Source organism: Brevibacillus sp. FSL K6-0770 (assembly GCF_038000275.1).
GTDB lineage: Bacteria > Bacillota > Bacilli > Brevibacillales > Brevibacillaceae > Brevibacillus > Brevibacillus parabrevis.
Window position 1 is genome coordinate 828,092 of sequence record NZ_JBBOBQ010000001.1, and the last position, 24,253, is coordinate 852,344.

The 24,253-nt window shown below is 47.7% G+C and carries 22 protein-coding genes and 1 pseudogene; 18 read left to right on the top strand and 5 right to left on the bottom strand.

The genetic code is table 11. From position 1 onward, the window contains the following. Nucleotides 1–201 precede the first annotated feature (201 nt). Nucleotides 202–1,593, top strand: coding sequence for an L-cystine transporter (locus tag NST23_RS04210; protein ID WP_122966296.1), 1,392 nt, complete (start codon nucleotides 202–204; stop codon nucleotides 1,591–1,593). A gap of 72 nt (nucleotides 1,594–1,665) precedes the next feature. On the opposite strand, the gene NST23_RS04215 is transcribed toward NST23_RS04210, so the two are convergent. After that, the gene (locus NST23_RS04215; protein WP_340963187.1) at nucleotides 1,666–3,312 is read right to left on the bottom strand and encodes a peptide ABC transporter substrate-binding protein; all 1,647 of its coding nucleotides are present in this window, start codon (nucleotides 3,310–3,312) and stop codon (nucleotides 1,666–1,668) included. 289 nt (nucleotides 3,313–3,601) lie between these two features. On the opposite strand from NST23_RS04215, the gene NST23_RS04220 reads away from it, so the two are divergent. From NST23_RS04220 to NST23_RS04270, 11 genes are all read left to right on the top strand, one after another. Next, nucleotides 3,602–4,906, top strand: a complete 1,305-nt coding sequence (locus tag NST23_RS04220) for a hypothetical protein (protein ID WP_122966293.1) — start codon at nucleotides 3,602–3,604, stop codon at nucleotides 4,904–4,906. A gap of 237 nt (nucleotides 4,907–5,143) precedes the next feature. Next, the gene (locus NST23_RS04225; RefSeq protein ID WP_122966292.1) at nucleotides 5,144–6,730 is read left to right on the top strand and encodes a M4 family metallopeptidase; all 1,587 of its coding nucleotides are present in this window, start codon (nucleotides 5,144–5,146) and stop codon (nucleotides 6,728–6,730) included. A 503-nt stretch (nucleotides 6,731–7,233) separates the two neighbouring features. After that, nucleotides 7,234–8,781, top strand: coding sequence for an AbgT family transporter (locus NST23_RS04230; protein WP_173597139.1), 1,548 nt, complete (start codon nucleotides 7,234–7,236; stop codon nucleotides 8,779–8,781). Nucleotides 8,782–8,813: 32 nt separating this feature from the next. Then, complete coding sequence (locus NST23_RS04235) at nucleotides 8,814–10,073, top strand: amidohydrolase (protein ID WP_122966290.1); 1,260 nt, start codon at nucleotides 8,814–8,816, stop codon at nucleotides 10,071–10,073. Nucleotides 10,074–10,133: 60 nt separating this feature from the next. Then, nucleotides 10,134–11,537: a M20 family metallopeptidase gene (locus tag NST23_RS04240; protein ID WP_122966289.1), complete on the top strand. Its 1,404-nt coding sequence runs from the start codon at nucleotides 10,134–10,136 to the stop codon at nucleotides 11,535–11,537. A gap of 290 nt (nucleotides 11,538–11,827) precedes the next feature. Next, a complete protein-coding gene (locus tag NST23_RS04245; RefSeq protein ID WP_026558213.1) occupies nucleotides 11,828–12,214 on the top strand; it encodes a hypothetical protein in 387 nt (128 codons plus the stop codon). Nucleotides 12,215–12,336: 122 nt separating this feature from the next. Then, nucleotides 12,337–13,455, top strand: a complete 1,119-nt coding sequence (locus NST23_RS04250; protein ID WP_173597137.1) for an ABC transporter permease — start codon at nucleotides 12,337–12,339, stop codon at nucleotides 13,453–13,455. Between the two features lie 11 nt (nucleotides 13,456–13,466). Further along, the gene (locus NST23_RS04255; RefSeq protein WP_340963191.1) at nucleotides 13,467–14,750 is read left to right on the top strand and encodes an ABC transporter permease; all 1,284 of its coding nucleotides are present in this window, start codon (nucleotides 13,467–13,469) and stop codon (nucleotides 14,748–14,750) included. Then, nucleotides 14,751–15,437, top strand: coding sequence for an ABC transporter ATP-binding protein (locus NST23_RS04260; RefSeq protein ID WP_122966286.1), 687 nt, complete (start codon nucleotides 14,751–14,753; stop codon nucleotides 15,435–15,437). 4 nt (nucleotides 15,438–15,441) lie between these two features. Further along, entirely contained in the window at nucleotides 15,442–15,852 is a 411-nt protein-coding gene (locus NST23_RS04265) for a hypothetical protein (RefSeq protein WP_173597134.1), read from the top strand. 46 nt (nucleotides 15,853–15,898) lie between these two features. Next, nucleotides 15,899–16,180, top strand: coding sequence for a hypothetical protein (locus tag NST23_RS04270; protein ID WP_340963193.1), 282 nt, complete (start codon nucleotides 15,899–15,901; stop codon nucleotides 16,178–16,180). A 379-nt stretch (nucleotides 16,181–16,559) separates the two neighbouring features. Here the strand turns inward: NST23_RS04270 and NST23_RS04275 are convergent. Beyond that, nucleotides 16,560–17,620 (bottom strand): annotated as a pseudogene (locus NST23_RS04275) (IS256 family transposase). Nucleotides 17,621–17,651: 31 nt separating this feature from the next. Here NST23_RS04275 and NST23_RS28400 point away from each other — a divergent pair. Further along, nucleotides 17,652–17,900 (top strand): IS3 family transposase, encoded by a 249-nt coding sequence (locus NST23_RS28400; RefSeq protein ID WP_445662499.1) that lies wholly within the window; start codon nucleotides 17,652–17,654, stop codon nucleotides 17,898–17,900. 78 nt (nucleotides 17,901–17,978) lie between these two features. Here the strand turns inward: NST23_RS28400 and NST23_RS04280 are convergent, their stop codons facing one another. Together NST23_RS04280 and NST23_RS04285 are read right to left on the bottom strand one after the other, a co-directional pair. Then, nucleotides 17,979–18,488 (bottom strand): SMI1/KNR4 family protein, encoded by a 510-nt coding sequence (locus tag NST23_RS04280; RefSeq protein ID WP_280649180.1) that lies wholly within the window; start codon nucleotides 18,486–18,488, stop codon nucleotides 17,979–17,981. 18 nt (nucleotides 18,489–18,506) lie between these two features. Continuing rightward, nucleotides 18,507–19,520 carry an HNH endonuclease signature motif containing protein gene (locus NST23_RS04285; RefSeq protein ID WP_340963195.1) on the bottom strand — a complete coding sequence of 338 codons (1,014 nt, stop codon included), beginning with the start codon at nucleotides 19,518–19,520 and terminating at the stop codon, nucleotides 18,507–18,509. Nucleotides 19,521–20,316: 796 nt separating this feature from the next. Here NST23_RS04285 and NST23_RS04290 point away from each other — a divergent pair. Further along, on the top strand, nucleotides 20,317–20,730 hold the full coding sequence (locus tag NST23_RS04290; protein ID WP_340963198.1) for a hypothetical protein: 414 nt from the start codon (nucleotides 20,317–20,319) through the stop codon (nucleotides 20,728–20,730). Nucleotides 20,731–20,771: 41 nt separating this feature from the next. Here NST23_RS04290 and NST23_RS04295 read toward each other — a convergent pair whose 3' ends face one another. Further along, nucleotides 20,772–21,416 (bottom strand): YczE/YyaS/YitT family protein, encoded by a 645-nt coding sequence (locus NST23_RS04295; protein ID WP_122966283.1) that lies wholly within the window; start codon nucleotides 21,414–21,416, stop codon nucleotides 20,772–20,774. 196 nt (nucleotides 21,417–21,612) lie between these two features. On the opposite strand from NST23_RS04295, the gene NST23_RS04300 reads away from it, so the two are divergent. The 4 genes from NST23_RS04300 (at nucleotide 21,613) to NST23_RS04315 (ending at nucleotide 24,193) form a co-directional block, all read left to right on the top strand. Continuing rightward, nucleotides 21,613–22,590: a LacI family DNA-binding transcriptional regulator gene (locus NST23_RS04300; RefSeq protein WP_122966282.1), complete on the top strand. Its 978-nt coding sequence runs from the start codon at nucleotides 21,613–21,615 to the stop codon at nucleotides 22,588–22,590. Between the two features lie 140 nt (nucleotides 22,591–22,730). Then, nucleotides 22,731–23,237, top strand: a complete 507-nt coding sequence (locus NST23_RS04305; protein ID WP_122966281.1) for a GNAT family N-acetyltransferase — start codon at nucleotides 22,731–22,733, stop codon at nucleotides 23,235–23,237. Nucleotides 23,238–23,406: 169 nt separating this feature from the next. Beyond that, the gene (locus NST23_RS04310) at nucleotides 23,407–23,865 is read left to right on the top strand and encodes a DUF6884 domain-containing protein (RefSeq protein WP_173597132.1); all 459 of its coding nucleotides are present in this window, start codon (nucleotides 23,407–23,409) and stop codon (nucleotides 23,863–23,865) included. 4 nt (nucleotides 23,866–23,869) lie between these two features. After that, entirely contained in the window at nucleotides 23,870–24,193 is a 324-nt protein-coding gene (locus NST23_RS04315) for a YciI family protein (protein ID WP_122966279.1), read from the top strand. The last annotated feature ends 60 nt before the right edge of the window (nucleotides 24,194–24,253 follow it).

Genomic DNA, 24,253 nt, shown 5'->3' on the forward strand with positions numbered 1-24,253 from the left:
CATAAAAGCAGGAAGGAATCGTCCCTGTGGCGGTTCCTTTTTTTCGTGGGCACAATCAAAATCAGCGGCACGAACGAAAGTGTACATTTGGGCAGTTTTTGCGAAAATCTTACTTGACCAGTAGGGATTGTTGGTAATATAACTATATCTAGGCCGATACTTATGACAGAGAGAGTATTTGATGCAACAGGAGGGGAAAACATGTCAACGATACTTACGATTGTCAACATTGTCCTTATGCTTTTATTCATTGGCGGTTTGTACGCTTTGCAAAAGAAACATATTTCTTTTTCCAAAAGGGTATTTGTCGGTCTGGGGCTCGGGATTGTCTTCGGTCTTGTGCTGCAATTTGCTTACGGAGTCAAATCGGACATTTTGAAAGACTCGATTGACTGGTTCAATATCGTAGGAAAAGGCTACGTGAAGCTGCTGCAAATGATCGTCATGCCGCTGGTGTTCATCTCGATCCTGGCTGCGTTTACGAAAATGAAATTGTCCAACAACATCGGCAAAATCAGCTCGCTGATCATCGGGCTGCTGGTAGGCACTACCGCGATTGCCGCAGCGATCGGGATTGCCTCCACTTTTGCCTTCAATCTGGACGGAGCGCAGTTCCAGCAAGGAGATGCGGAATCCGCCCGCATCGAGCAAGTAGAGCAACGCCTTGGCGACATCCAGAACATGACGTTGCCCGCGAAAATTTTGGAGCTGCTCCCGGCCAATCCGTTTCTGGACTTGACAGGTGACAGAGCGACTTCGACGATTGCCGTCGTTATTTTCGCCGCGATTATCGGCATCGCCTATTTGGGTGTGAAAAAGAAAAATCCGGAGCAGGCCGAACTGTTCTCCAAAATCGTCGATGCGATTCACGCGATCATCATGCGCGTCGTGACGCTGATTTTGCGCCTGACCCCATACGGTGTGCTGGCGATCATGACGCGGGTGACTGCGACGAGCGACTACAATGCCATCTGGCAGCTTGGAAAATTCGTCATCGCTTCGTACGCGGCGCTGATTCTCATGTTTATCGTGCACTTGCTGATGCTGGCGTTCGCCGGGCTGAATCCGGTCACTTACGTGAAAAAAGCGTTCCCTGTCCTGACCTTTGCCTTTACGTCCCGCACGAGTGCAGGGGCATTGCCGCTGAACGTGAAAACGCAAACGCAAGACCTGGGCGTACCTGAAGGAATCGCCAACTTTGCCGGCTCGTTCGGTCTGTCGATCGGGCAAAACGGCTGCGCAGGAACATACCCAGCCATGCTGGCGATCATGGTTGCGCCTATCGCGGGTATCGATCCGCTGACGCCTTCTTTCATCCTGACCTTGATCGTGGTCGTGGCTCTCAGCTCCTTCGGGGTTGCCGGAGTAGGGGGCGGAGCTACTTTTGCCGCACTGCTTGTTCTGTCTACGCTGAACCTGCCTGTAGCGATTGTGGGCTTGCTCATTTCTGTCGAGCCTTTGATCGACATGGGACGCACAGCGCTCAACGTGAGCGGAAGCATGACAGCAGGTCTTTTGACGAGCAGGGCGACCAAAGAGCTGGATACAAAAGTATACAACGGCACAGAGCAACAATCGTCTGTGACCGTCTAAAAGCCAAAGCAAACAGGCTGTGCCATGTCGAAGAGACAGGTACAGCCTGTTTGTTTACGCAAGAGCAATCGGCTAGCGGGTGACGGATGTGTACTTGAAGTACGCCCCGCCGAGCGGGAAGATGATGAAATCTTTCACCTTGTCGTTCTTCACATACGGGCTTCCCCGGAAGTTGAGCGGAGCGAGCGGCATTTCGTCCATCAAAATCGTTTCGGCGTCCAGCAAAATTTGCTTGCGCTTGTCGAGGTCAGGCTCGTTGTAGCTCTTGTCGATCAGCTCCTTGAACTTGGCGTTTTCCCAGTCTGGATGGTTGTTGCCGCCTGTTTTGTCGCGGAACATCTCCAGGAAGTTGATCGGATCGTTGAAATCGGCGCCCCATTGGAAGCGGATCAGGTCGAAGTTGGCTTGCGAGCGCATGTCCCGGTACACTTTCAACTCTGCGTTGTACAGCTTGACGTTTACGCCGAGCACTTTTTTCCACTGGTCTTGCAAAGCTTCTGCCACTTTCTTGTTCGTGTCGGTAGTGTCGTACGTGTAAGTCACGGTCGGGAAGGCTGTCAGGCCAAGCTCTTTCATTCCTTCGGCCAGAAGCTGCTTCGCTTTTTCGTTGTCTTCTTTGAAGTAGCCGTCCGGTTTCAGGCCCATCGAGGTCGGCACCCATCCGTAGGCGGCAGGAACGCCGGTTTGTAGGATGTTGTCGATGATTTCCTGACGGTTGATGGCGTAAGCGAAGGCTTGTCTGATTTTTTTGTTGTTGAAAGGCGGCTTGGTCGTATTGAAGACGACAGACTGTGTGCCAGGGTTGTCAGCGACCATCAGCTTGCCCGCGTCCTTCAGGGAAGGGATCGCGTCTGTCGGCAGCGTGGAAGCAGGATAGCCGCCCCAGTCGATATCGCCATTTTCAAACATGGAGAAAGCTGTATTGTTGTCTTCGATCATGGAGATTTCCAGGCGATCCAGCTTCACGTTTGCTTTGTCCCAGTAGTTCGGGTTTTTGGTGAAGACGATTTTGCTTTTGTGTTCCCATGTATCCATGATGAATGGGCCGTTGCCCACGATCGTCTTCGCTTCTGCCGCCCAGTTCGGGCTGCTCTCGACTGTTTTTTGATGGAGCGGGAAGAGCGTCGGGAAGAAGGTCAACTCACGGAAAAATGGAGTAGGCGATTTCAGGTTGAACTCAACGGTGTAATCGTCGATCGCTTTTACACCTACGTCGTCGGCTTTTCCTTTACCCGTATTGTATTCCTCTCCTCCTTTAATGTAGTAAAGCTGATAGGCGTACTCGGATGCCGTCTTGGGATCGAGATTGCGTTTGATCGCGTACACGAAATCGTGGGCAGTGACCGGATCGCCGTTGCTCCATTTGGCGTCCTTGCGAATCTTGAAGGTGTAGTTCATATAGTCCGGTGTATTGGTAAAGCTCTCCGCCGTAGCATTGGTCAGCTGTCCGTTCAGGTCGTAGCTGGTCAAGCCTTCAAAAGCGGCGTAAATCATGTCGAAAGAGTCGGCGTCGACGGCGATGCCAGGGTCCATGGAAGGCGGCTCGCTGTTGATGCTCCACCGCAGCACCATCGGCTCTGTCTTTGTAGCCTCAGTCGGTGTGGCGGAGGGTTGCGAGGTTTGGCCCGCAGGCTGGGAAGGCGTCGAAGAGTTGGAACAGCCTGTGATTACCCCGAAAAGCAAGGTAAGACAGGTTGCAAGCGCAATGCCCTTTTTCATGTAAATCCCCCTTGAAAATGATAGAAACATATATTCAGAATATTTGTTGGCGTTTTTTTTAGCAAAGGTAATTTTTATATTTCCCGGTAAAAAATTTTTTCGTTTAGCTGATTAACAAAGTATTTGCTGCTAATAGTAGAAGACACTTATGTTCGTGAAAGCAATGAGGCAGTTAACTAATTTAGCGGGCAGAATGATGACAGCAGTAGACAAAGCACACGGCAAATGATAAGAATGAGGTAATTAATCATTTTAGCAGCTATCAAACCAGGTAGGAGTAAACGCCCTTATGTATAAAATCGGTGTGGTGGGTCCGCCCCCTTCAGTAGAGCGGATACTGGCTGTTGCCAATGAGTTTGAGCACGAAATCGAGTTTGTTCCTTTTACCTATGAAGATGCGAGAGAAGTGAGCCAGATTGTGCAGGAGCATAATCCGGAGTTTAACGGATGGTTTTTTTCTGGCCCGATTCCTTTTACGATCGCCAAAAATGTGCTGAGCCCGGATGCGAATATCGTCTACTGCCCGCCAACCGGCTCCAATCTGTACCGTTGCTTCATTCAGATGTCGATCGACCATGACGAGGTTGTGAAGCGTGTCTCCGTCGATATGATCGATTCGGAAGGGACGTATTTGCGCGAGGCCATGTCGGAGCTGGATATTCCCGCGGAAGAAATGCACGTCATGACCTACGACGAGCATTACGACCCGGAGGCCATTACGCAGTTCCACCTCTCGCTGTGGCGGGAGGGGAAGACGCAGGGAGCTTTCACGACCTTGTTTTCCGTTGAACGGGCATTGCGCGATGCAGGCATCCCGGTCTATCGCGTGTTGATGACGAAGATGGAAATTCGCCAGGCGATGAAGATCGTCATCGAAAAAGCGAAAAGTTCGTATTTCAAGCATACCCAAATCGGCGTGGAAATCATTGAGCTGGAGCAGTTTGACAAAATTGCCGAGCGGGCGAAGACGCGGTTCCATCTCCAGCATCTGGAGCTGAAAATCAGGGAAATCTTGCTGCTGCTTTGCGAACGGCTCGATGGCTCCCTGATGGCAAACGGCAACGGGCGCTATCAAATTTTCAGTTCGCGCGGCGCGATCCAGCGGGAAATTGAGATGCTTCGGCATACGGTAGAGCAGCTTTCGCTGGAAGCGGATGTGCCCGTGGCAGTCGGCGTAGGCTTCGGAGACACGGCCTTTTCAGCGGAGAACAATGCGCGAAAAGCGGTCCAGCATGCCAAAGAACGGCCGCAGTTTGGGATTGTGGTCGTGCAGGATAACGGCGTGATGATGGAATCGGTGGGCGAAGCGGAGGAGCTGGAGTACGCCTACCGTTCGAACGACCGCGAGCTTTTGGAAAAACTGAACAAGGCCAACGTCAGCGTCAAAACGTATTACAAGCTGAGGGCGCTTGTCCAGCGCATGGGCTGGAAATCATTCACGACAACAGACATCGCGGCGTATTTGTCCATGACGGTGCGAAATGCCCAGCGAATCATGGGCAGTCTGTGCGAAGTGGATCTCGCGGAATACAAAGGCGAGGAGCAACAGGCTATGCGCGGCAGGCCGAAGAAAATATATACGCTGAAAAAGTAGACAACACCCGACATTTCGGGTGTTTTTTTGTCGATGGGAAGCGACTTTCGTGTCATTTCGTGGCGAGAGTTCGGAGGACAAGGTTTTTGGCTGCGAGGTTTCGTCAAATCATGTAGAAGCAAGTAAGAAGTTGTCGAGAAAAAAGAAAAGAGAAAAAAAGGGATTTTTTCCAGAAAAAGCAAATAAGATAAAATGTTTCATACATTCATAATATTTTGATTGGGGGAGTTTTTTAGAATGAAAAAGTCTTATGTTGCAACCAGCTTGACTCTTAGTATTGCCGTGGGCGTGTCTGGCTTCGCATCGGTTCCGGCGCTGGCCAAATCCAAAGACATCGACTACAGCAAGGAGTGGGAAACACCGCAGTACATCGGGGAGAAGTGGGAACCGGATGGAGAAAAAGGCGACGATATCGTCTGGTCCTACCTCGAAAATTACAAAGATCAATTCCAGATTCAAGGAGATGTCGCCGATCATTTTCAAATTGTGAATGAGGTTCGCAACAAGGAAACGGACACAAAGCACTACCGTTTGCAGGAGGTCTATAACGGGATTCCGATTTACGGTTTCCAGCAAACCGTTCACATAGACGCTGATGGCTCTGTCACGTCTTACCTGGGGCAGTTCATTCCCAATCTCGATAACAATGATGATCTGACAAAGAAACCGAAGCTTAACGCACAAAAAGCGTTGAAGAAAGCGATCAGTGATGTGGAAGACGAAGTGGGCGAAAAGCCGGACTTCGTAAATGATCCGGAGGCAGAGCTGTATATTTACGTACATGAAAACGAAGCTTACCTGGCGTATGCGGTTGAGCTGAGCTTCCTGGACCCGGAACCAGGTCGTTGGATGTATTTCATCGATGCGCATAGCGGAGACGTGATCAACAAGTACAATACGATCGACCACGCAACAGGAATCGGAACAGGCGTGCTCGGCGACAGCAAGCAGTTCGAGACTTCGCTGCAAAGCGGCAAATATGTGATGAAAGACACGACGCGCGGAAAAGGTATCGAGACGTATACTGCCAAAAACCGCTCCACGCTTCCTGGCACGCTTATGTCAGACAGCGACAACAATTGGACGGACGGAGCGGCAGTCGATGCGCACGCCTATGCGCAGCAAGTGTACGACTACTACAAAGACGTCCACAATCGCAACAGCTATGACAACAAAGGCGCCTTGATCCGCTCTACTGTCCACTACGGCAACAATTACAACAATGCATTCTGGAACGGCTCGCAAATGGTGTATGGAGATGGCGACGGCAGCACATTCATATCGTTGTCCGGAGGTCTGGATGTAGTCGCTCACGAATTGACCCACGCTGTAACCGAAAAGACAGCGGGGCTGGTGTACCAATACGAATCGGGAGCTTTGAACGAGTCCCTCTCCGATATTTTCGGTGCGATGATCGACGACGACGATTGGCTGATGGGAGAAGACATCTACACCCCAGGAACAAATGGAGATGCGCTGCGTTCCCTGGAAGACCCAACAGAGTATGGCGACCCGGATCACTACAGCAACCGCTATACCGGCTCCCAGGATAACGGCGGTGTTCATATCAACAGCGGAATCAACAACAAAGCTGCGTATTTGCTGGCAGAAGGGGGCACGCATCACGGGGTAACCGTGAACGGGATCGGTCGCCAAGACACAGCGAAAATCTACTACCACGCGCTGACTCATTACCTGACGCCGTACTCCAACTTCTCTGCGATGCGCCAAGCTGCTGTTCATTCGGCCACTGACTTGTTCGGTGCAAATTCTCCGCAAGTAGCTGCTGTGAATGCAGCGTATAGCGCGGTAGGCGTGAACTAAACAATATAGCATGGCAAAGAGGCAACCACTCAACGGGTGGTTGCTTTTTTGTATGTAAAAAAGCAGACGAAATCATTTTCTTATGGCAAAAAACCAGTGGGAAGTGCCGTTGGAAGGAAAAACAACTTAGGTCTAAAGTGCTGATGTGGTCAGGTCTGGAGTCCTGGATAAATCATGGAAGCTTTTCTATTTTTCAAGAAGTCAAACAACTCTATTGAAAAAAAGTTACTCAGGTTATATAATTCAATTAAACGAAATTGTCTTTTTGTATTCGCATATTGTGAATGGTGACTGAAACAAAGACCAGGAAAGGAGTATCGGCACGACGACAAGCTTTACTGCGTTTTTGAATGAATGGATTGCGTTGAGATTAAAATGAAAGGGCTTTCACTTTAATGCCAGCATCCAGACTGATCACTCATTCAGAACGTCGTTGTTTCGCCAACGAAACAAACGAGAATGATGGTTACCAACAGAAAGAAACGGCCTAGGGGGAATGCTCAATGAGTGCAAACAACGTACAAATCGATCGGAATGAGCAATATTCGCAAGGAATCGGCCTGGTGAAATGGGTAGAGCGAGTGGGAAACAAGCTGCCGAACCCGTTCATGCTGTTCCTTTATTTGATTGCTGCTTTGATGATCATCACTGCTGTTTTGTCTATTTTCCACGTCACAGCAATCGACCCGATCAAAAATGAGCAAGTCCAGGTAAAAAATCTGCTCAGCCAGGAAGGCTTGCAGTGGCTTTTGCCCAACATCATTAAAAACTTCTCCGGGTTCTTGCCGCTCGGTTCGATCTTGACGCTGATGCTTGGCGTAGGGCTGGCAGAGAAGGTCGGTCTGCTGGAAGCAGTCATTCGCAAAATGTCGCTGCGCGTCAGTGCGCGCTATGCCAGCTATCTCGTTGCTTTCATCGCGTTTTTCAGCCACGTGTCTTCTGACGCTGCGTTCGTGATTATGCCGCCGCTTGGCGCGTTGATCTTTTTGGCTGTCGGACGTCATCCGGTGGCAGGGTTGCTCGCCGCGATTGCAGGTGTTGGATCAGGCTTTTCCGCCAATATCCTGATCGTGACGACAGACGTATTGTTGTCCGGGATCAGCTCGGAAATTTCCAAGTCGGTCGATCCGAACATCACTGTGAGTGTGCTCGACAACTGGTTCTTCATGTCCGCGTCCGTCCTGCTGCTTTCCGCTGCGATTGGTTTTATCACGGACAAATTTGTGGAACCGCGCCTGGGTGTTTACAAAAGCGAAGGCAAAAACGAAAGAAAACTGGAAGATTTGTCCGATATCCAAAAGAAAGGCTTGCGTGCCGCTGGTATCGCAGCGCTGGCGTTCATTGCCGTCATGGCTGTGCTGGTCGTGCCGGAAAATGCGCTCTTGCGTGATCCGAAGCTGGGAACAGTCGTACCTTCTCCATTCATTTCAGGGATTGTTCCGATCATCTTGCTCTTTTTCTTCACCGTAGCGATTACGTACGGAATCAAAGTCGGAGTGATCAAAAAGCAAAATGACATCCCGGCTCTCTTGACTGACCCGATCAAAGGCATGGCAGGATTCATCATCATGATTTTCCCGCTGTCCCAATTCGTGGCGATGTTCAACTGGAGCAACATGGGCAGCTTCCTGGCGCTCTCGATTACCGATTTGCTGGAGCAAATGAACATGAGCGGAGCACCTGTGTTTATCGGCTTGATGTTTTTGTCCGCGTTTCTCTGCATGTTTATCGCCAGCGGTTCCGCCATCTGGTCGTTGCTTGCCCCGGTGTTTGTACCGATGTTCATGGCGCTTGGCTTCCATCCGGCATTCGCGCAGGTGGCGTTCCGGGTTGCCGACTCTTCGGTCATTCCGTTTGCGATCGTCTCACCGTTTATCCCGCTGTTCCTCGGCTTTTTGCAGGAATATAAAAAGGATGCGAAGCTGGGCACCTATTACGCCTTGATCATGCCGTATCCGATCGCGATCTTTATTTTGTGGACATTGCTCTTAGTTGTTTGGTATTTCTTGGGTCTGCCAATCGGCCCTGGAGTTTATCCGATCATGAAGTAGAGATGACTCCAGAATGAACAGGAGGAATTGATATGTTGGATCTGGTTTCCCTTCGAAGAGATTTTCATATGCATCCGGAAGTGGGCTTCACAGAGTTTCGCACCGCTTCCAAAGTGGTAGAGTTGTTGACTTCCATGGGTTATGACGTCATTTACGGACAAGACGCGATGGATGGCGATTCCCGCAGGGGATTGCCGTCCGAGGAAGTGCTGGAAGCCGCATACGAAAGAGCGTTGCGGGACGGCGCCAACCCGGAGATCGTTGCGAAAATGCGCGGCGGCTACACGGCGGTGATCGGCGTCAAAAAGGGCAGCAAGCCCGGGCCGACGGTGGCTTTTCGCTTCGACATGGATGCTTTGCCAGTTTTGGAGAGCACCGATGCAGACCATTTTCCGCAAGCGCACGATTTCCGCTCCCGCTATGAAGGCAACATGCACGCATGTGCCCATGACGGGCATACGACGATTGGGCTTGGCGTAGCATCCGCGCTGGCAGCAGGGGATTTCGCCGGGACGTTGAAGCTGATTTTCCAACCTGCGGAGGAAGGCGTCCGTGGCGCGTACTCCATCGTGCAAAAAGGGATGCTGGACGACGTGGACTACATTTTCTGCCACCATCTGGGGGTTAACGTCCCGCTTGGCGAAGTGCACGGCGGCTCTTACGGGTTTTTGGCTACGACCAAAATGCTCGCTCATTTTTACGGCGTTTCTTCCCATGCGGGCGCATCGCCGGAGCAGGGGAAAAATGCGCTGCTCGGCGCGGCTACAGCTTTGCTCAACATTCATGCGATTCCGCGTTTTAGCACAGGGGCGACTCGCGTGAATGTGGGCGTGCTGGAAGGGGGAACAGCGGCAAATATCATTCCGGCTTATGCGAAGATGATTGTCGAAACCCGTTCGGTGTCTGAGGAGGTCAACGCCGAGGTGGAACAGCGCGTTCGCACGATTATCGCGCACAGTGCAGCCATGCATGAGCTGGAGCACAAAATCGAAGTAGTGGGGGGAGCGATCCCGATCAACTACGACGAGGAAATGGCTGTGTTGGCTTTGGAGGAAGCCAAGCAAGTCGAGGGCTTTACTTCTTTTAAAATGGGCGAGTACAACTCGATGGGCAGCGAGGACGCGAGCTTCATGATCAAGCGCGTTCAGGATCGCGGCGGAAAAGGAACGTACATGGCGATCGGAACCGACATTCCGGCTCCACACCATCATCCGAAATTCGATATTCAGGAAGAAATTTTGCCGCGCAGCGTCGAGCTGCTGAATCGGATTGCAAGACGGCTTCTTACGTAAAAGAAACCCTCTATCGCTCTCATGCTTTGATCAACTACGACCTGGAGAGGATGTTTCTTGATGGATACCAAACGAATTGCAGAAATGATCGAAAGTAAACGGGATTCTTTTATCAAAGTGAGCGACCGCATCTGGGAGTTCGCGGAGACGCGCTTTCAGGAGTACCAATCGGCTGAGCTGTTGGCGCAGACGCTTGAGTCAGAAGGCTTCCAGGTGGAGCGCGGAGTGGGCGGGATTCAGACGGCCTTCATCGGCAGCTTCGGCAGCGGAACTCCGGTTGTGGCGATCCTGGGCGAGTTTGACGCGCTGTCGGGAATGAGCCAGAAAAAAGGCCAGGCCAAGGAAGAGCCGGAGGTGCCGGGGGCAAACGGACACGGCTGCGGACACAATCTGCTGGGAACCGCTTCGCTTGCGGCCGCAGTAGCCGTGAAGCAGTATATGGAAGAAAACAATTTGCCAGGTACGGTTCGTTACTACGGGTGCCCAGGGGAAGAGGGCGGCTCAGGGAAGTCGTTCATGGCGAGAGCCGGGCTGTTTGACGACGTGGACTTCGCCCTTTGCTGGCATCCGATGGGCTACAACAGCATCATGGCAGTCGAGTCGCTGGCGAACTACCAGGTGTATTTCAAGTTCAAAGGCAAAAGCGCTCACGCGGCAGCGAGTCCGCATCTGGGCCGCAGCGCGCTGGACGCAGTCGAGCTGATGAACGTCGGCGTAAACTACTTGCGCGAACACATCATCACGGATGCGCGTGTGCACTATGCGATCACCAATTCTGGCGGGTTGTCGCCAAACGTCGTGCAGCCATACGCAGAGGTGCTCTACCTCGTTCGTGCGCCAAAAGTCGATCAGGTGCAAGAAATTTACGAGCGCGTGTGCAAAATCGCCAAAGGCGCGGCGATGATGACCGAAACGGAAGTCGAGATCGTGTTTGACAAGGCTTGCTCCAATCTGGTGCAAAACCGGACGCTGGAAGAGGTCATGTACAAAAACTACCAGGAGCTGGGTGTTCCCGTGCATGACGAGGCGGAGTTGCAACTGGCCAAAGCGATGCGTGCCACGCTGTCTGAACAGGAAAAGGCAACAGCGGAGAGACAGTCGCCGGGTACGCCTGACCCGGACATGGTGACATGGCTGAACCCGTACAACGGCGGGACGATTCCGCTGAACGGCTCGACAGACGTTGGCGATGTAAGCTGGATCACTCCGACCGCCCAGTGTACGACTGCTTGCTTTATCAACGGTTCGACTTTGCACTCGTGGCAATGGGTGGCGCTGGGAGCTACTTCGATGGCACACAAAGGCATGCTGCACGCCGGAAAGGTCATGGCTGCTACGGCGGTGGACATGCTGCAAAACCCTGAGCTGATCGCGAAGGCAAAAGCGGAGCTGAAGGAGCGTCTGGGCGGCAAAGAGTATGTGTGCCCGATTCCTGACGGGGTTATGCCTTCGGTGAAAAAGTAAAGGTTTTACGTGACAAGACCGACGATAGACCGCTTGAATGCGGCTGTCGTCGGTTTTTTTCATGGAACAAGGCAAGAAGATGGAAGCGTGCCTCATGCATGCGATTTACAAAAAAATACAAAAAATTAATAAAATATAAATTTCTATATTTTACATATTTCTACAAAAAATGACAAAAATGATAAGTATAATAAAAGTCGATAAGGAAAAACCACTAAATTTGTTGTTGTTTTCTCCTTATTACCCTTGGCCAAGGTATATAGACAAAGTAAGTTTGGGAGGAAAGGAACTTGGGAAAAAAATTTCTTGGTATTGCTGCAACACTCGCTTTGTTGACGGCAGCTAATTCTGCTTATGCGGAGACACAAACCGACACTCTTCAATATAAAGATTTGCGGGCTGATATCAAACTGGATGTCGATTGGAATCTTTTAGATGAAGATAAGGCAGAAGCCGAAACAGACTTCATTAATCCAAACAATAGTAACTATGTTGCAGTCAGACTTGAAATGTGGAAAGACGACTCTGGAGTTTCTGGCAGCAAATATGATCGAGATAAAAGCCTTGCTGAATGCCGCTATACTTATGCGGGAGCTGAGTATTTCAAAAGTAGACACTCGATTGACAGCTCTGATCGGAAAAAAGAACTTGTCGTTGATACTTTCTCCGATGACTAGGATTCCGTAACATTCAAACAGAAAATAAACCGGTTGAATAGCCGGTTTATTTTCTGTTTGGCTACGACGGTAGCTTGCCGCAAACCATATTCAATGCTGAAAAACTCAGGAGACGGTTATACATGACGATAAGCTCGATAAAAAATCAGTTTAAAGCCCATCCTGTCACAACCGCTTTGATTATCTTGGGTCTGACCATATCCATTGTACTCATTTCAATAGGTATATCGAGTGTGAGGAATACGCATTTACTCATCCAGCAACAGGTTCATTACGCACCCCAGAATGCTACTAAAATAGAATTGGAGCTTCCGGACAAACAAGATGTACACGCTTTGTTCAAGGTTTTTGACGGGATATCAGATCAAACTGGAGTTATTCTGGACCGAGCAAAAATGTTTCACAATGGTCTCATGGCTCCAGTAACGCCTGAATATTGGACAAAACAGGTTGTTCAAAGATTTCCGTTAGAAACAGGAAGATATCTGAATGTAACGGATATCATCCATGGAGAAAAAGTAGCCCTGATTGGCAAAGCGAGAGAGAAAGACGTACGCAGCAAAAACGGAAAACCGTACATTTTGCTGGATAACGAAGAATACGAAGTGATCGGAATAATCGGCGTGAAAGGAAAAACAACAAAAGCGATTGATTACAAAATTGTTATTCCGGCCACGTCGCTTTCCTCAACGCTTTTGAGCAAATTGCAAAGCACGAAAACGATTCCTTTCTTGATCCACAATATTTATACAAATACATACGCAGACGAAAAACAGATTAAACAAAATGCCAAGCGTCTATTTCCGGAAGTGACATGTACAGCCTCCCCGTACGGAGAAACAGAGGGGATTATTGCACCCAACAGGGGAGGCGAAATCTACATATCCATAATGGTCTACGCTCTGGCGATCATCAACGCGATTAACCTTACAGCCTTTTGGATTCATGAAAGAAAGTACGAAATTGGTATCAGGAAAGCTTTTGGCTACAGCAATGCGGATATCGTCTCCATGCTTTTTTGGGAGATGTGCGTCATCAACCTGATAGCGGTTGTCATAGGTTTTTCTATTCAATGGATGATAAGAAGCTTGCTCTCCAAATGGCTCGATTATCCGGTTGAGATTACCTCCACCACTATCTTTGCCGCGATTTTGTTTGTTTTTGCAACAGCATTTTTCACTACTGCCATCCCTTCCGGCAAGGCGGTAAAAATACAGCCAGTTGAGGCTATCAGGGGATAAGGAGAAGAGAAATGGAGCACCTTTCCATTGCTATTTCATCCATGTGGAAAAGAAAGCTGTCTGTTTTTCTGATGATGACACAGCTTGTGCTTTCCTTTTGGGTGATGAACCATGCGTTTATTTCCATGGACGTCGTGCACTATCAAGAGAAAAAGCTATTTGCGGTAATGCAGATGGATAAAGATACAACGTTGCGGTTGTCTTTTGCGGATGTGGATGACACAGAATGGTTTGCAGAACGATTTAGTCACTTGGAGAATTTTATCAAACAAACGCCTGGAGTGCAGAGGTACGGCTCCTTTGATACGACCTCCATCACACCGGAAAATTTGCCGAACCAACGTGCTTTTCTTGAACAAAACAAAAAACAGTATGCCGGAACAAGGTTGGAGAATGCGATTGAAAATAGCAAGATCGTTTTTTTAGATAAAGGCATCTATTCATATGCAAAATTCAAGATCATTAACGGAAGGCCACTGGGTGAAGCGGATTTCACCAAAAAGGACGGTGACGTTATCCCGGTTTTGATCGGATATAACTACCGGGATGTCATCAATCTTGGTGATCGGTTTGAGACCATCATCCATGAAAAGAAAATCGTGTACGAAGTTGTTGGAGTTCTTGAGCAGAGGAGTGAATGGTTATCTGGAAATGATTACATTGCTGATCCGGTCGATAACCTGGACAACTTTTTTCTTGCTCCGTTTTTTCCGATTGTCAGGGAAAGCGAGCCGATGGATGTAGCGGTGAGAATGCATAACACCTTCATCCAACTGGATTCCGCAGAAAAGTTCAATCAAGTCTCGGCGGCCATTTTAGAAAAGGGGAGAGAATTAGGCATAAATCCAACGCTGGCAACAGTTGGTGACGAGTTGCAGGCTTACAGGGAAAACAGGAAGCAAGTCAGCAATTTCTCCCTGTTCATGGGGATGTTCTTTTTAGTGATCTCCATCATTGGAATCGTTTCGGTGACGCTTTCGTCGATTCACGCCCGAAAGCATGAACTGGGAGTCAGGATGGTGGCAGGTGCAACCAAAAGGGATATTTCCATGATTATTCTCATGGAACTTGTATGGATAGTAACGGTTTCAGCAGTTTCCGGGGTTATGCTGAATTACGTGATGGAAGCTTTCGAAGATTCATCGGTAGCGAATATAAAGCTGGAGATGTTTGCTTTCCCTTTATACGGTAAAGTCATGCTTGTATCCATCCTGGTTATTCTTTCTTCCGTGTTCATCCCGTTGCTTCGGATAAAAAAACTCCAACTTCGAGAGTTAGTAGGGGGGAGAGACTGAATGGCATTCATCGAACTTGATAATGTTTCGAAAGTATTCGGGCAAGCAGAGTATGCAACTGTAGCCTTAAAACAAGTGACTATTCGCATGGATAAAGGCGAATTTGTCTCTATCATGGGTCCATCTGGCTCAGGTAAATCGACCCTTTTGAACATTATGGGTTGCATGGATATACCGAGTGAAGGAGAATACAGGCTAAATGGCACTTTGATCCAAAAATTAAACGATAGAGAATTAAGCCAGATCAGAAACAAAACGGTCAGCTTTGTCTTTCAAAACTTCGCCTTAATGCACAATTTTAGCGTATATGAAAATGTGGCACTGCCCTTGTTTAAACGAAAAATGAGCCTCAAGGAAAAGAAGGAAAAAGTAGACTATTATTTGCACAAACTCGGGATTGCTGACTTGAGCGATAAAAATGTATCCAAGCTGTCGGGTGGCCAAAAACAAAGAGTTGCCATTGCACGTGCTATGACTGCTGAAGCAGAGCTGATCCTGGCTGATGAACCAACAGGTGCGTTGGACCAAAAAAATGGAGCGCAGTTAATGGAGCTTCTTTGTCAAATGAATGAAGAAGGCAAAAGTATTGTTGTCATTACCCATGATGAAAAAATCGCCGGATATACAAAACGAATCATCAACATTGTAGATGGAGTCATTACAGAAGATCGAAAGAAGGAGAGATAACGGTATGAAAAGGAAATGGAGGATCGTTTTAATTGCCGTCTTTATCGCTTTGGCGGTGGGAATCAGCTACTATTCCTTTTTTTATCAAGAACATTTTATGCGGTCAGCAGAAGGTGTCTTTTTGTCCAATGAATATGAGGAAAAATATAAACAGGTGATTAGGGAAATTACCGTTAACAAAACTAAATACGATACACTGCTTGTCAAACATGAGATTAATTTGGATGGTGGAAGCCTTACTTTTGAACTGTTCGATCCAAACAACAGATTGGTTCAGTCTGGAGAGGTGACCAAAGACCAGATTTATGCTGAAAAACTCGAGGTAACGCCTATAAAGGGAAAATGGCGAGTGCAATATCATACCAACAAGGATACAAATGGAAAATATATAATATCATTGGAAAGTGTAGAGTAGCTTTTTCAGAATAAGCGTGTACAAACACGGAGACAGGAGGGACAACATGACTGGGGAGAGCCTGCCCGGATGGTTTTGGGCGATCTATTACCTATTTTTCCTCATACCAGCAGGGACAGCCGTCTTTTGCCTCGCGCGCAAGAAAAACAAGCGGATGTCCGTTGCCGCGATGCTCTTGGCGTTGTTGCTTCCGGTCGTCAGTCTGTGGAAAAGCATCGGCAGGGCAGAAGAAATGGACGAGTTCGAGCATTTTGTCATGGAACTGCTGCAAGGCTCCCTCTGGGCTGTTTTCGTTCTCGCTGGCTACGTGTTTTTATTTGCATGGTAGGGCATGTTTTTGAAGAAAAAAGCGTTCGGTGGGCAGGGATAGATTGATGACAAGCCTGATAGTACGAGGTCGTTGCCTGAGCAGTGCAAGCAGTAGCGAGCGGCACAAATAAAAAATCACGCCCGCGCGATTGATAGTCCTGCGTAGGCGCGAGAAAGCCGTCATTTGGCTGACGGCTTTTTTGGATGTCTTTTTATCATTCAGAGTCTGTCAAGAAATTTATGTAACCTAGTAAAACCAAAACTAGCAACTCGTCGCACCGCAGCTTGACTTGGAGCCTCTGTGGGCATGACTGTCCTTGCGATACGGCGAGTTGGTGAATTCCTTCTCGCATTGGCAGACAGCCCCCACCATGCCCACCCTCCAAGTAAAGCCGCTCTTAGCGTATCTGGACACGCTCTGGATCATACACGGTCAACTGCAACAAAATTTGTCCCCAGTTCTGTACACGTCCTGTCCACTTTCGAAGTACATCCATCGTAGCAAGATAGAGCATCTTGAGCAGGGACTCGTCTTTCGGAAAGATGCTTTTGCCCTTTGTCACCTTGCGTAGTTGCCTGTGGTAGCTTTCGATCATGTTCGTCGTATAAATCAATTTTCGCAGTTCGGGCGGGTACTTGAATAACGTCGCTAATTCTTCCCAATTTTGCTGCCATGAACGTACGATAAGCGGATATTTGTCGCCCCATCATTCTTCAAAACGGTCAAGCTCTAGCTGTGCAGCTTGTTCGGTTGCTGCCTTGTAAGAATATCCTGTACACCGCGATTTTTCAGCTCATTGAATACAGTAAGCCAGAATTTGGCCGACTCATTTTCACCAATCCATATGCCCAAAACATCTTTGTTCCCATCCAGATCAATACCAATGACCATATAGGCAGCCTTGTTGACAATATGTCCTTCTTGTTTGACTTTGAAGTGAATCGCGTCAAGAAAAACGACTGCATAGACACTTTGCAAGGGTCTGTTTTGCCAGTCCTTAATGAGGGGAACAATTTTATTCGTGACATTGGAAATGAGCGTAGGTGATACTTCGATACCGTACAAGTTTTCCAGGTGATCCTGGATATCCCGTGTGCTTACTCCTTTGGCATACAGGGCGATGATCTGCTCCTCGATTCCTGTCACATTCGTCTGATGCTTTTTGACGACAACAGGGTTGAATTCGCCAAGTCGATCGCGCGGCACCTGAATCTCCACATCGCCATATTCGGAGCTTACGGTTTTCTTCGTGTAGCCGTTACGGCTGTTCTTTGTTTGCTTGTTTTTCACATCGTGTCGGTCATAGCCCAATTGGGTATCCAGTTCGGCTTCCAACGCTTCTTGCAACACATCTTTAAAGAGTTCCTTTAACGTCGCTTGGATCTGCTCCGGGGATGTAAAATTGTGCTCCTTTACAAACTGACGCAGCACTTGTTTGGTCCAGAAATTATTCTTCATATATTTGTCCTCCAACCAGATCGATTCTATGATGTTAGTATTTCTATCTTTCACTGGTTTAAGAGGTTACACATTTTATTGTACAGACCCAGATAATGCCTGTATCGAGTCATTCTTTTCTCATCTGAAGGCAGAAATGATGTATCGATGCTCGGCAAAATCACTTGAGGAATTAAATCACTCTTTTGAAAAATACACTGTCTTCTACAATCAGAATCGTTTTCAGAAAAAACTAGGCGACCGTTCCCCGATTGAGTATCGGGAAGCGATCGCCGCGTAACTATATGTTTTTAGGCAGTCTACTTGACAGGGTTATGACCAATTTGCAGGGTTTCTCGATATTCAGAGAAACAATCTTTTACCAGGTCCAAAACTCTGCACCTTGTGTAATAATTAATTTATCTAGCCACGTTTCAAAGGTCATTTTTAAATAATGACCTTCAGTAGTTGAGACATCATCATGATTAAAACACACCAAATAGTTGGTTTGACCATTTTTAGCTTTATCAGAGTCAATAAAAATGTAATCACCATTGTTGATTGAAATAGGATACCAATTTTTCGGCATATAATCTAGATGGTTGTCTGGAATTTCATACAGACTGAGTAACTCATACCCGCCACCAGTTTTTGTATTTTCGAATAATCTAGCACCATTATGGAGAAGCAGAAAATTTTTAAAGTCGGGTGGTAAGTGCCAGTGAGTTTCTCTTGAGAATTTTATAACAAGTTCCTCTGTGGCAGGTGGATTAAATGTAAATTGAGCAGTATAAATTTTCCCGCCCTTTTTTTGAACGGTTATTTGATTATTGTTATCTAGTCTCTTTTTTAATCCATCCAATACCAATTGAGCTAAATTGGTTGCCAAGGAAAATCACCCTTAAAATTAATAGTCATCACCAGAAGGTACATATTTGCCGTAACTAGCCCACCAAGGAGTAACCTCTTTGCGGTGAAAGTTCTTAGGCAATGGTATTAAATTATCATAACCATTGTCTCCTCCATATGCAAGAGGGATAATATGATGGATATCTACGTTACTCCAACTAAAACTTGGTCTGCCATACTCATTCTCATACCAATCAACAAAATTATCTCTCACATCAGGATCTCTAGGCTCACGTTGATTAGCAGGTACCCAAGGGAGGTCTGCACGATCCGGTTCAAACATTACAAGATCACTATCTTCGTCCTCATAGGCAGGATATACTATAGCTTTTTTGTTAAGCAAGGCTGCCTGACTTACGTCATAATATGATTTGGTAACACCATCAGACCACGTACCAACGCTTGCCCCAACTACTCTCCAAAAATGTGTAGTATCAACACTTACTGGATCACTGTAAATTTTACTACCCTCATATAAATTCTTACCAGCTGTGAAAGTGAATTTAGATGAGTCTTCTGTACGAAAACTTTTTGTGCGCTTATCAGCGTATTCAAGTTTTGCAGTGCCGGTAACAATAGCGGGGGGAATTCCGTCGATATCAGTTATTTCGGTAATCACAACTAGTTCGTGGTTTGCTTCATCGGCCGCTAAACTAGCAACCACTTCAACCCCATATGCTTTTCTTGCTAGAAGTTTATTGTCTGTAAGCTTATTCACACCTTTATAAGGATTTTTCCCGGCTTGAATTGCCTCCATCCATTCTTCAAGACGTTCATTATATAGTTTGTCTACATTTTCTTCTAGTTCATTCATTACTGCGTCCAAAGCTTCATTACTTTTCGAAAGAAGTTCTTCTTCAGTGAGCAATTGCTCGTTAGTTTTAGATGAACGAAGTGCATTAACTTCATCAGATGATATTGTAAATACAGTAGAAGCAACTATTTTTGCAGTACCACTACTTAATTTTTCTTCAATTGTTGCTGGGCTACTTTTTTTTTGGGTGTGCTGCATCAGAGCCCATGGGACTTAATGCAAGTAAAGAAAACGCCATTAATGATAAAAAAGTCTTTTTCATCCATTTCATTCCTTAATTTACTTTTTTTATAATTCAATTTTTATAGTATTTGATAGTGGCATATAATGTAAATATGTGCATTATAATGTTCGATTTTGTCAAGCTTGAATAATAAGGTGACCGACAAAGGGACAGATTGGTTGGAACTACGGTATAAACATTTCTCTAAGTGCTGTGGAAGTAAAGATTTGAGGCAAGAAGGCTTTTGACCGATGTGATCCATAAAAAGAGGGCATCTCCGGATTTCGGATAGTGCCCATATTTTGCCCATTTCTATACGATAAAGAACGAAATGGCATAAAAGGTTAATCGTTAAAAATCGCATAAAATCAACGTTTCTTTCATATAACGAAACGATGTGAAAACAAAAAATAATCAAGTTTGAATGGTAGGGGAGATTGATTGGTGCTACAACGCAGGACGGAAACAGATGAAACCTTGGACTTCTAGGAATGGTTGACTCAGTCTCAGTACGAGTCGCAATGCCTCTCTAGCTTGTTTTCTCAGTTTCATTGGTCAAAAGGATGGCCTTTATCCTGTTCCAACAAAAAATGACAATGTCAGATTGAACATTGTCATTTGTGACTGCTTTGAGGAGGAAGCTTTGTTTGCGAGAAACTATCATCGCTTTATTAAGTGCAACACATAGCGTATTTATATTGGTCTTCTTCATGTATCCAAACTGAACCATCTTTTTCAATTATATAGCGAAATTTGTGTTGGGATAGTTCATTGATTACAGTTGGATCGTTTGACTCGAAAATTTTCACATACTTTTCTTTCGAAGAAGTATTGATTGAAATGATTAAGATAACTACAAGCAATACAGGGACTAAGAAAAGGATAAGTTTGAACGGGCTTATTGTTTTCATCATGATAGACCCCCGAGCAAAGTTAGATCACAATAACCTAGGTGTCAGCTTCCATCTTATTATGACAGAATTGACGCCGAAAATGGAATTTTATTCAAAATCCGATTCTCGGCCTGTGAAATTGATTGATCCCAAGGGCACCTTTGGGCTGTTCTATCATTGGCTGGCTACTTATTTTTATTCGCATGATGGGACAGTAGGTTGCGTTAAAAAGCAAAACAAACCTGCACATGAACAGCCCTGCGCAGGCGCTAGAAAGCCGTCAGCTGACTGACGGCTTTTTGATGTCATTTTGTCGTTCTCTAGCTGGCTCAGTCACTCCATTCCTTGCTGCACCTGCCCTTCTTTCCCGCGATTGACGAAAGACAGAAGCTTGTTTCCGGCATTGATTGCTGCCTGGATGATGTAGCCGGTGGTAAACGACAGCACGATCGTTCCGTAATAAATCGGCCCATCCAGCAAAAAGCTGAGCGTCAAAAACAGGCAGGCGAGCGAGATTTCTGTCCGTCTGAACGTCCACTTCATTCGCTGCGAGACGACGAGCACGAAAGCTTCTTGCGGCGCGGTGCATACTTGTGTGCACACATACAGCCCGATGCCGCTGCCGATGCACAGATTGCCCAGGATCAGGGTCAGAAGCGGCGGAAGCGAGCGGATGCCGTCCATCAGCGCATCGATCGAGCCGATCATGTCTACGAAGACAGAAATCAAAACCATGACGACGACGGCCCCGATCGTAATATAACGCCGATCCATAAAAAAGACGATGCATACAAACGTAAAGTTAATCACAAACATCCAGAAGCCAATCGACACTCCGAAGTTTTGGAACAGGGCAATAAACAGGGAATCATAAGGGCTGAGACCGAACGAAGTAATGGTCGTCATCATATTGATGCCGAGGGCAAGAATCAGCAAGCCTGCGACAAACAGCAGATACTCAAATTTGAAGCGAAACACGAGGGCATGGCTCCTTTCAAGATCGTTGGAAGTAGAATACGGTGTGGAACGCTTTTCAGAGCAAGCAAAAAATTTGCCCGGAAAAGTTGGCTGCACTTTCACAGCGATCCGGCAAGCTTTTCAACTGGTGCAAAGGAGGGGATTCTCGTTATGATGGAGAGAAGAACGGTTCGAATGAACAGAGGGGTAATTGGGAGTGGCTAACATTCGAGAAATAGCAAGGCTGGCGGGAGTATCGGTCTCCACGGTGTCGCGCGTCTTGAACAACCATCCGTACGTCAATGAACAAAAACGCGCGGAAATCATGCGGATTATCGCGGAATTGAATTATGTGCAAAACAGCAATGCCGTCCATTTGTCGACCGGAAAAACGAAAGTGATCGGCGTCACGCTGCCGCTCGTCAACAATCAATACTACAGCTCGATCATCGAAGGCATTGCCGCAGAGGCAGCCCGTCATCAGTACAATCTGATGGTTTGCCAAACAAACAATGTACCTGAACAGGAACACAACATTTTGCGTCTGTTGAAAAACAAGAAAATGGACGGGCTGATCATGTGCTCGCGGTCCACTTCTTGCGAGCTGCTTGACGAGTACGCCGAATACGGGCCGATCATCACGTGTGAAGCCAACCAGACAGCCAGCGTGTCCAGCGTCCACATCGACCACTATTTGACCTTCCAAATCGGCATGGAGTATTTGATCAGCAAAGGACATCGGAAAATCGGCTACTGCATCGGCAGAAAAAACAGCTTCAACAGCGCTCATCGCAAGCGCGCTTACCACGACATGCTTCGCTCAGTAGATGTGAAGCCATCGGCTGACTGGGCTTTTGAAGATTGTCTGATCGTGCAGGACGGAAAAGACGTCGCTCGCCATATCCAGCAAATGAAAGAGCCGCCGTCTGCCCTGCTGGTGTCTTGCAACCATATTGCCGCAGGGATTGTGAAAGAGGCTGGCAGTCTTGGGATCAGCATCCCGTCTGACCTCGCCATCGTAGGCTGCGACGACCAGCCTGTCGGCGAGCTGTTGGAAATCACGACGGTTTCCAGTCCGAGTACCTTGATGGGAAACTACGCTTTTGAAATGCTGTACGAAAGAATTTTGCATCCGTCGAGCAAAAAAGAGTCAAGAGAGCTGGCCCCGATTCTCGTGGAGAGAAGAACGACCTAATGCCCTCTCCTTTTAAAAAAACAGCACAGACGATCAACTTACACGAATTTACATTTCATTCACACGCTATCCATCCCTGCTTTATATCCGCTTGCTAGAGTGGAATAGACGAAGGCAACTGGACAGGGGGCGAAGAATGGATGGAAGTACGGATTGAATGCGCCAAAAAAGAAGATTTTGCCGAGATGATTACGCTGGCCGACCTGACATTGCCAGATCGCATGAATTTGCATGAGCTGAAAAAATATATGGAGCTGTTTCCCGAGCTGATCTTCAAAGCGACAAGCGGTGGCGAGCTGATCGGTTTCAGCTGTGCAGGCATCGACATGTACCAGACGACAGGCTGGCTGTTGTTCAGCAATGTTCGCAAAGATTTTCAAGGACAAGGCATCGGCAAACGTCTGATTGAAGCCAGATTGCAAGCATTGCGCCGCTTCCCGACGCTGCGGACGGTGCTGGTTACGGTGAGCGAGACGAACCATTCTTCCGTTCGCGCTTTGTCTGCCCACGGTTTTCGCCTGGCGCGCGCCGAACAAGATTACTATGGTCCGGGCAAGCATCGTCACGTATTGGAACTGCCTGTTTGGCCCATGGCGCATCCGGCAACGGAAAGCCCGCGCTGGGAAGATGACGTTCAAGCCATTTAAAAAAGTTCATAGACAGACGGCTTCGCCAGCATGTTTTGGCAAAGCCTTTTTTTATTTGGATACAATAGCCAACAGCCGCAGCATGGGCGGTTTCTTGCTATACTAAGTAAAGAAAGCACGCTGCACGGCGGACGAGCGCCAGGCGGGAGGAAAGGACAGAACATCAACAGTGAGACGGTTGTGCATCATCGCCTGCGGAGCGAAAAAAATCTGGGATGTGCTGCCCGAGGCGAAAGCGACAGAGGCGCAGCACGTCTACCAAAGCGCGTTTCACAAAGCAAGCCAGGCATACGCCCGGACGTTTTTTCAGGAATGGGCCATCCTGTCGGCCAAGCACGGTTTTTTATTGCCGAGCGATATCGTCCCGGAAAACTACGACGTGGCTTTCGGAACGAAGAGCGAGGAGATCGTGACGATTGACGAGCTGATCCGGCAAGCGCAGGACAAGCAGCTAGACGATGTGGACGAGGTCGTCATGCTCGGCGGGAAAAAGTTCACCGGGATTATGCATGCCGTGTTTGGCGAAGAGCGGAGCCATTTTCCGCTTGCGGATTGCAAAGGCATCGGCTTCATGCTGCAAAAGCTGAACAAGGCCGTAGCTGACAAAGAAGAAATAGGAAAGGGATGAGAGGATGGATTCACTGCAACAGTTTTTGTACAAGCTAAAGCTCGTGCCCCGGCTGCTGGAGCCTGCGAACTGGACGGACAGAGAGCATGAAATTGTCGGAGAGCATTTCCGCTATTTGCAACAGTTGCTCGCAGAAAATCGGCTGATCCTCGCCGGGCGCACGCAAAACATGGACGAGACGACATTTGGCATCGCGATTTTTCTGGCTGAATCGGAGGAAGCGGCTGCTTCTGTCATGGCAAACGATCCCGCTGTCAAACAGGAAGTGATGACAGCCGAGCTGTATCCGTATCGGGTTGCCCTGTACAACAGCCAGTGGGAAAAGTAGAAAAAAGCCGAAGAGCCTGTGCGCCAAAAAACGCGCCAGGCTCTTGCTGGTTGAAGCGAG

Excerpts from the sequence above, each read along its gene's own strand:
- NST23_RS04210 (WP_122966296.1), top strand. The coding sequence starts at position 202 with ATGTCAACGATACTTACGATTGTCAACATTGTCCTTATGCTTTTATTC.
- NST23_RS04285 (WP_340963195.1), bottom strand. The coding sequence starts at position 19,520 with ATGCAGCACACCCAAAAAAAAAGTAGCCCAGCAACAATTGAAGAAAAA.
- NST23_RS04215 (WP_340963187.1), bottom strand. The coding sequence starts at position 3,312 with ATGAAAAAGGGCATTGCGCTTGCAACCTGTCTTACCTTGCTTTTCGGG.
- NST23_RS04220 (WP_122966293.1), top strand. The coding sequence starts at position 3,602 with ATGTATAAAATCGGTGTGGTGGGTCCGCCCCCTTCAGTAGAGCGGATA.
- NST23_RS04255 (WP_340963191.1), top strand. The coding sequence starts at position 13,467 with ATGGAGCACCTTTCCATTGCTATTTCATCCATGTGGAAAAGAAAGCTG.
- NST23_RS04225 (WP_122966292.1), top strand. The coding sequence starts at position 5,144 with ATGAAAAAGTCTTATGTTGCAACCAGCTTGACTCTTAGTATTGCCGTG.
- NST23_RS04250 (WP_173597137.1), top strand. The coding sequence starts at position 12,337 with ATGACGATAAGCTCGATAAAAAATCAGTTTAAAGCCCATCCTGTCACA.
- NST23_RS04305 (WP_122966281.1), top strand. The coding sequence starts at position 22,731 with ATGGAAGTACGGATTGAATGCGCCAAAAAAGAAGATTTTGCCGAGATG.
- NST23_RS28400 (WP_445662499.1), top strand. The coding sequence starts at position 17,652 with ATGTTAGTATTTCTATCTTTCACTGGTTTAAGAGGTTACACATTTTAT.
- NST23_RS04270 (WP_340963193.1), top strand. The coding sequence starts at position 15,899 with ATGACTGGGGAGAGCCTGCCCGGATGGTTTTGGGCGATCTATTACCTA.
- NST23_RS04235 (WP_122966290.1), top strand. The coding sequence starts at position 8,814 with ATGTTGGATCTGGTTTCCCTTCGAAGAGATTTTCATATGCATCCGGAA.
- NST23_RS04240 (WP_122966289.1), top strand. The coding sequence starts at position 10,134 with ATGGATACCAAACGAATTGCAGAAATGATCGAAAGTAAACGGGATTCT.
- NST23_RS04315 (WP_122966279.1), top strand. The coding sequence starts at position 23,870 with ATGGATTCACTGCAACAGTTTTTGTACAAGCTAAAGCTCGTGCCCCGG.
- NST23_RS04260 (WP_122966286.1), top strand. The coding sequence starts at position 14,751 with ATGGCATTCATCGAACTTGATAATGTTTCGAAAGTATTCGGGCAAGCA.
- NST23_RS04265 (WP_173597134.1), top strand. The coding sequence starts at position 15,442 with ATGAAAAGGAAATGGAGGATCGTTTTAATTGCCGTCTTTATCGCTTTG.
- NST23_RS04230 (WP_173597139.1), top strand. The coding sequence starts at position 7,234 with ATGAGTGCAAACAACGTACAAATCGATCGGAATGAGCAATATTCGCAA.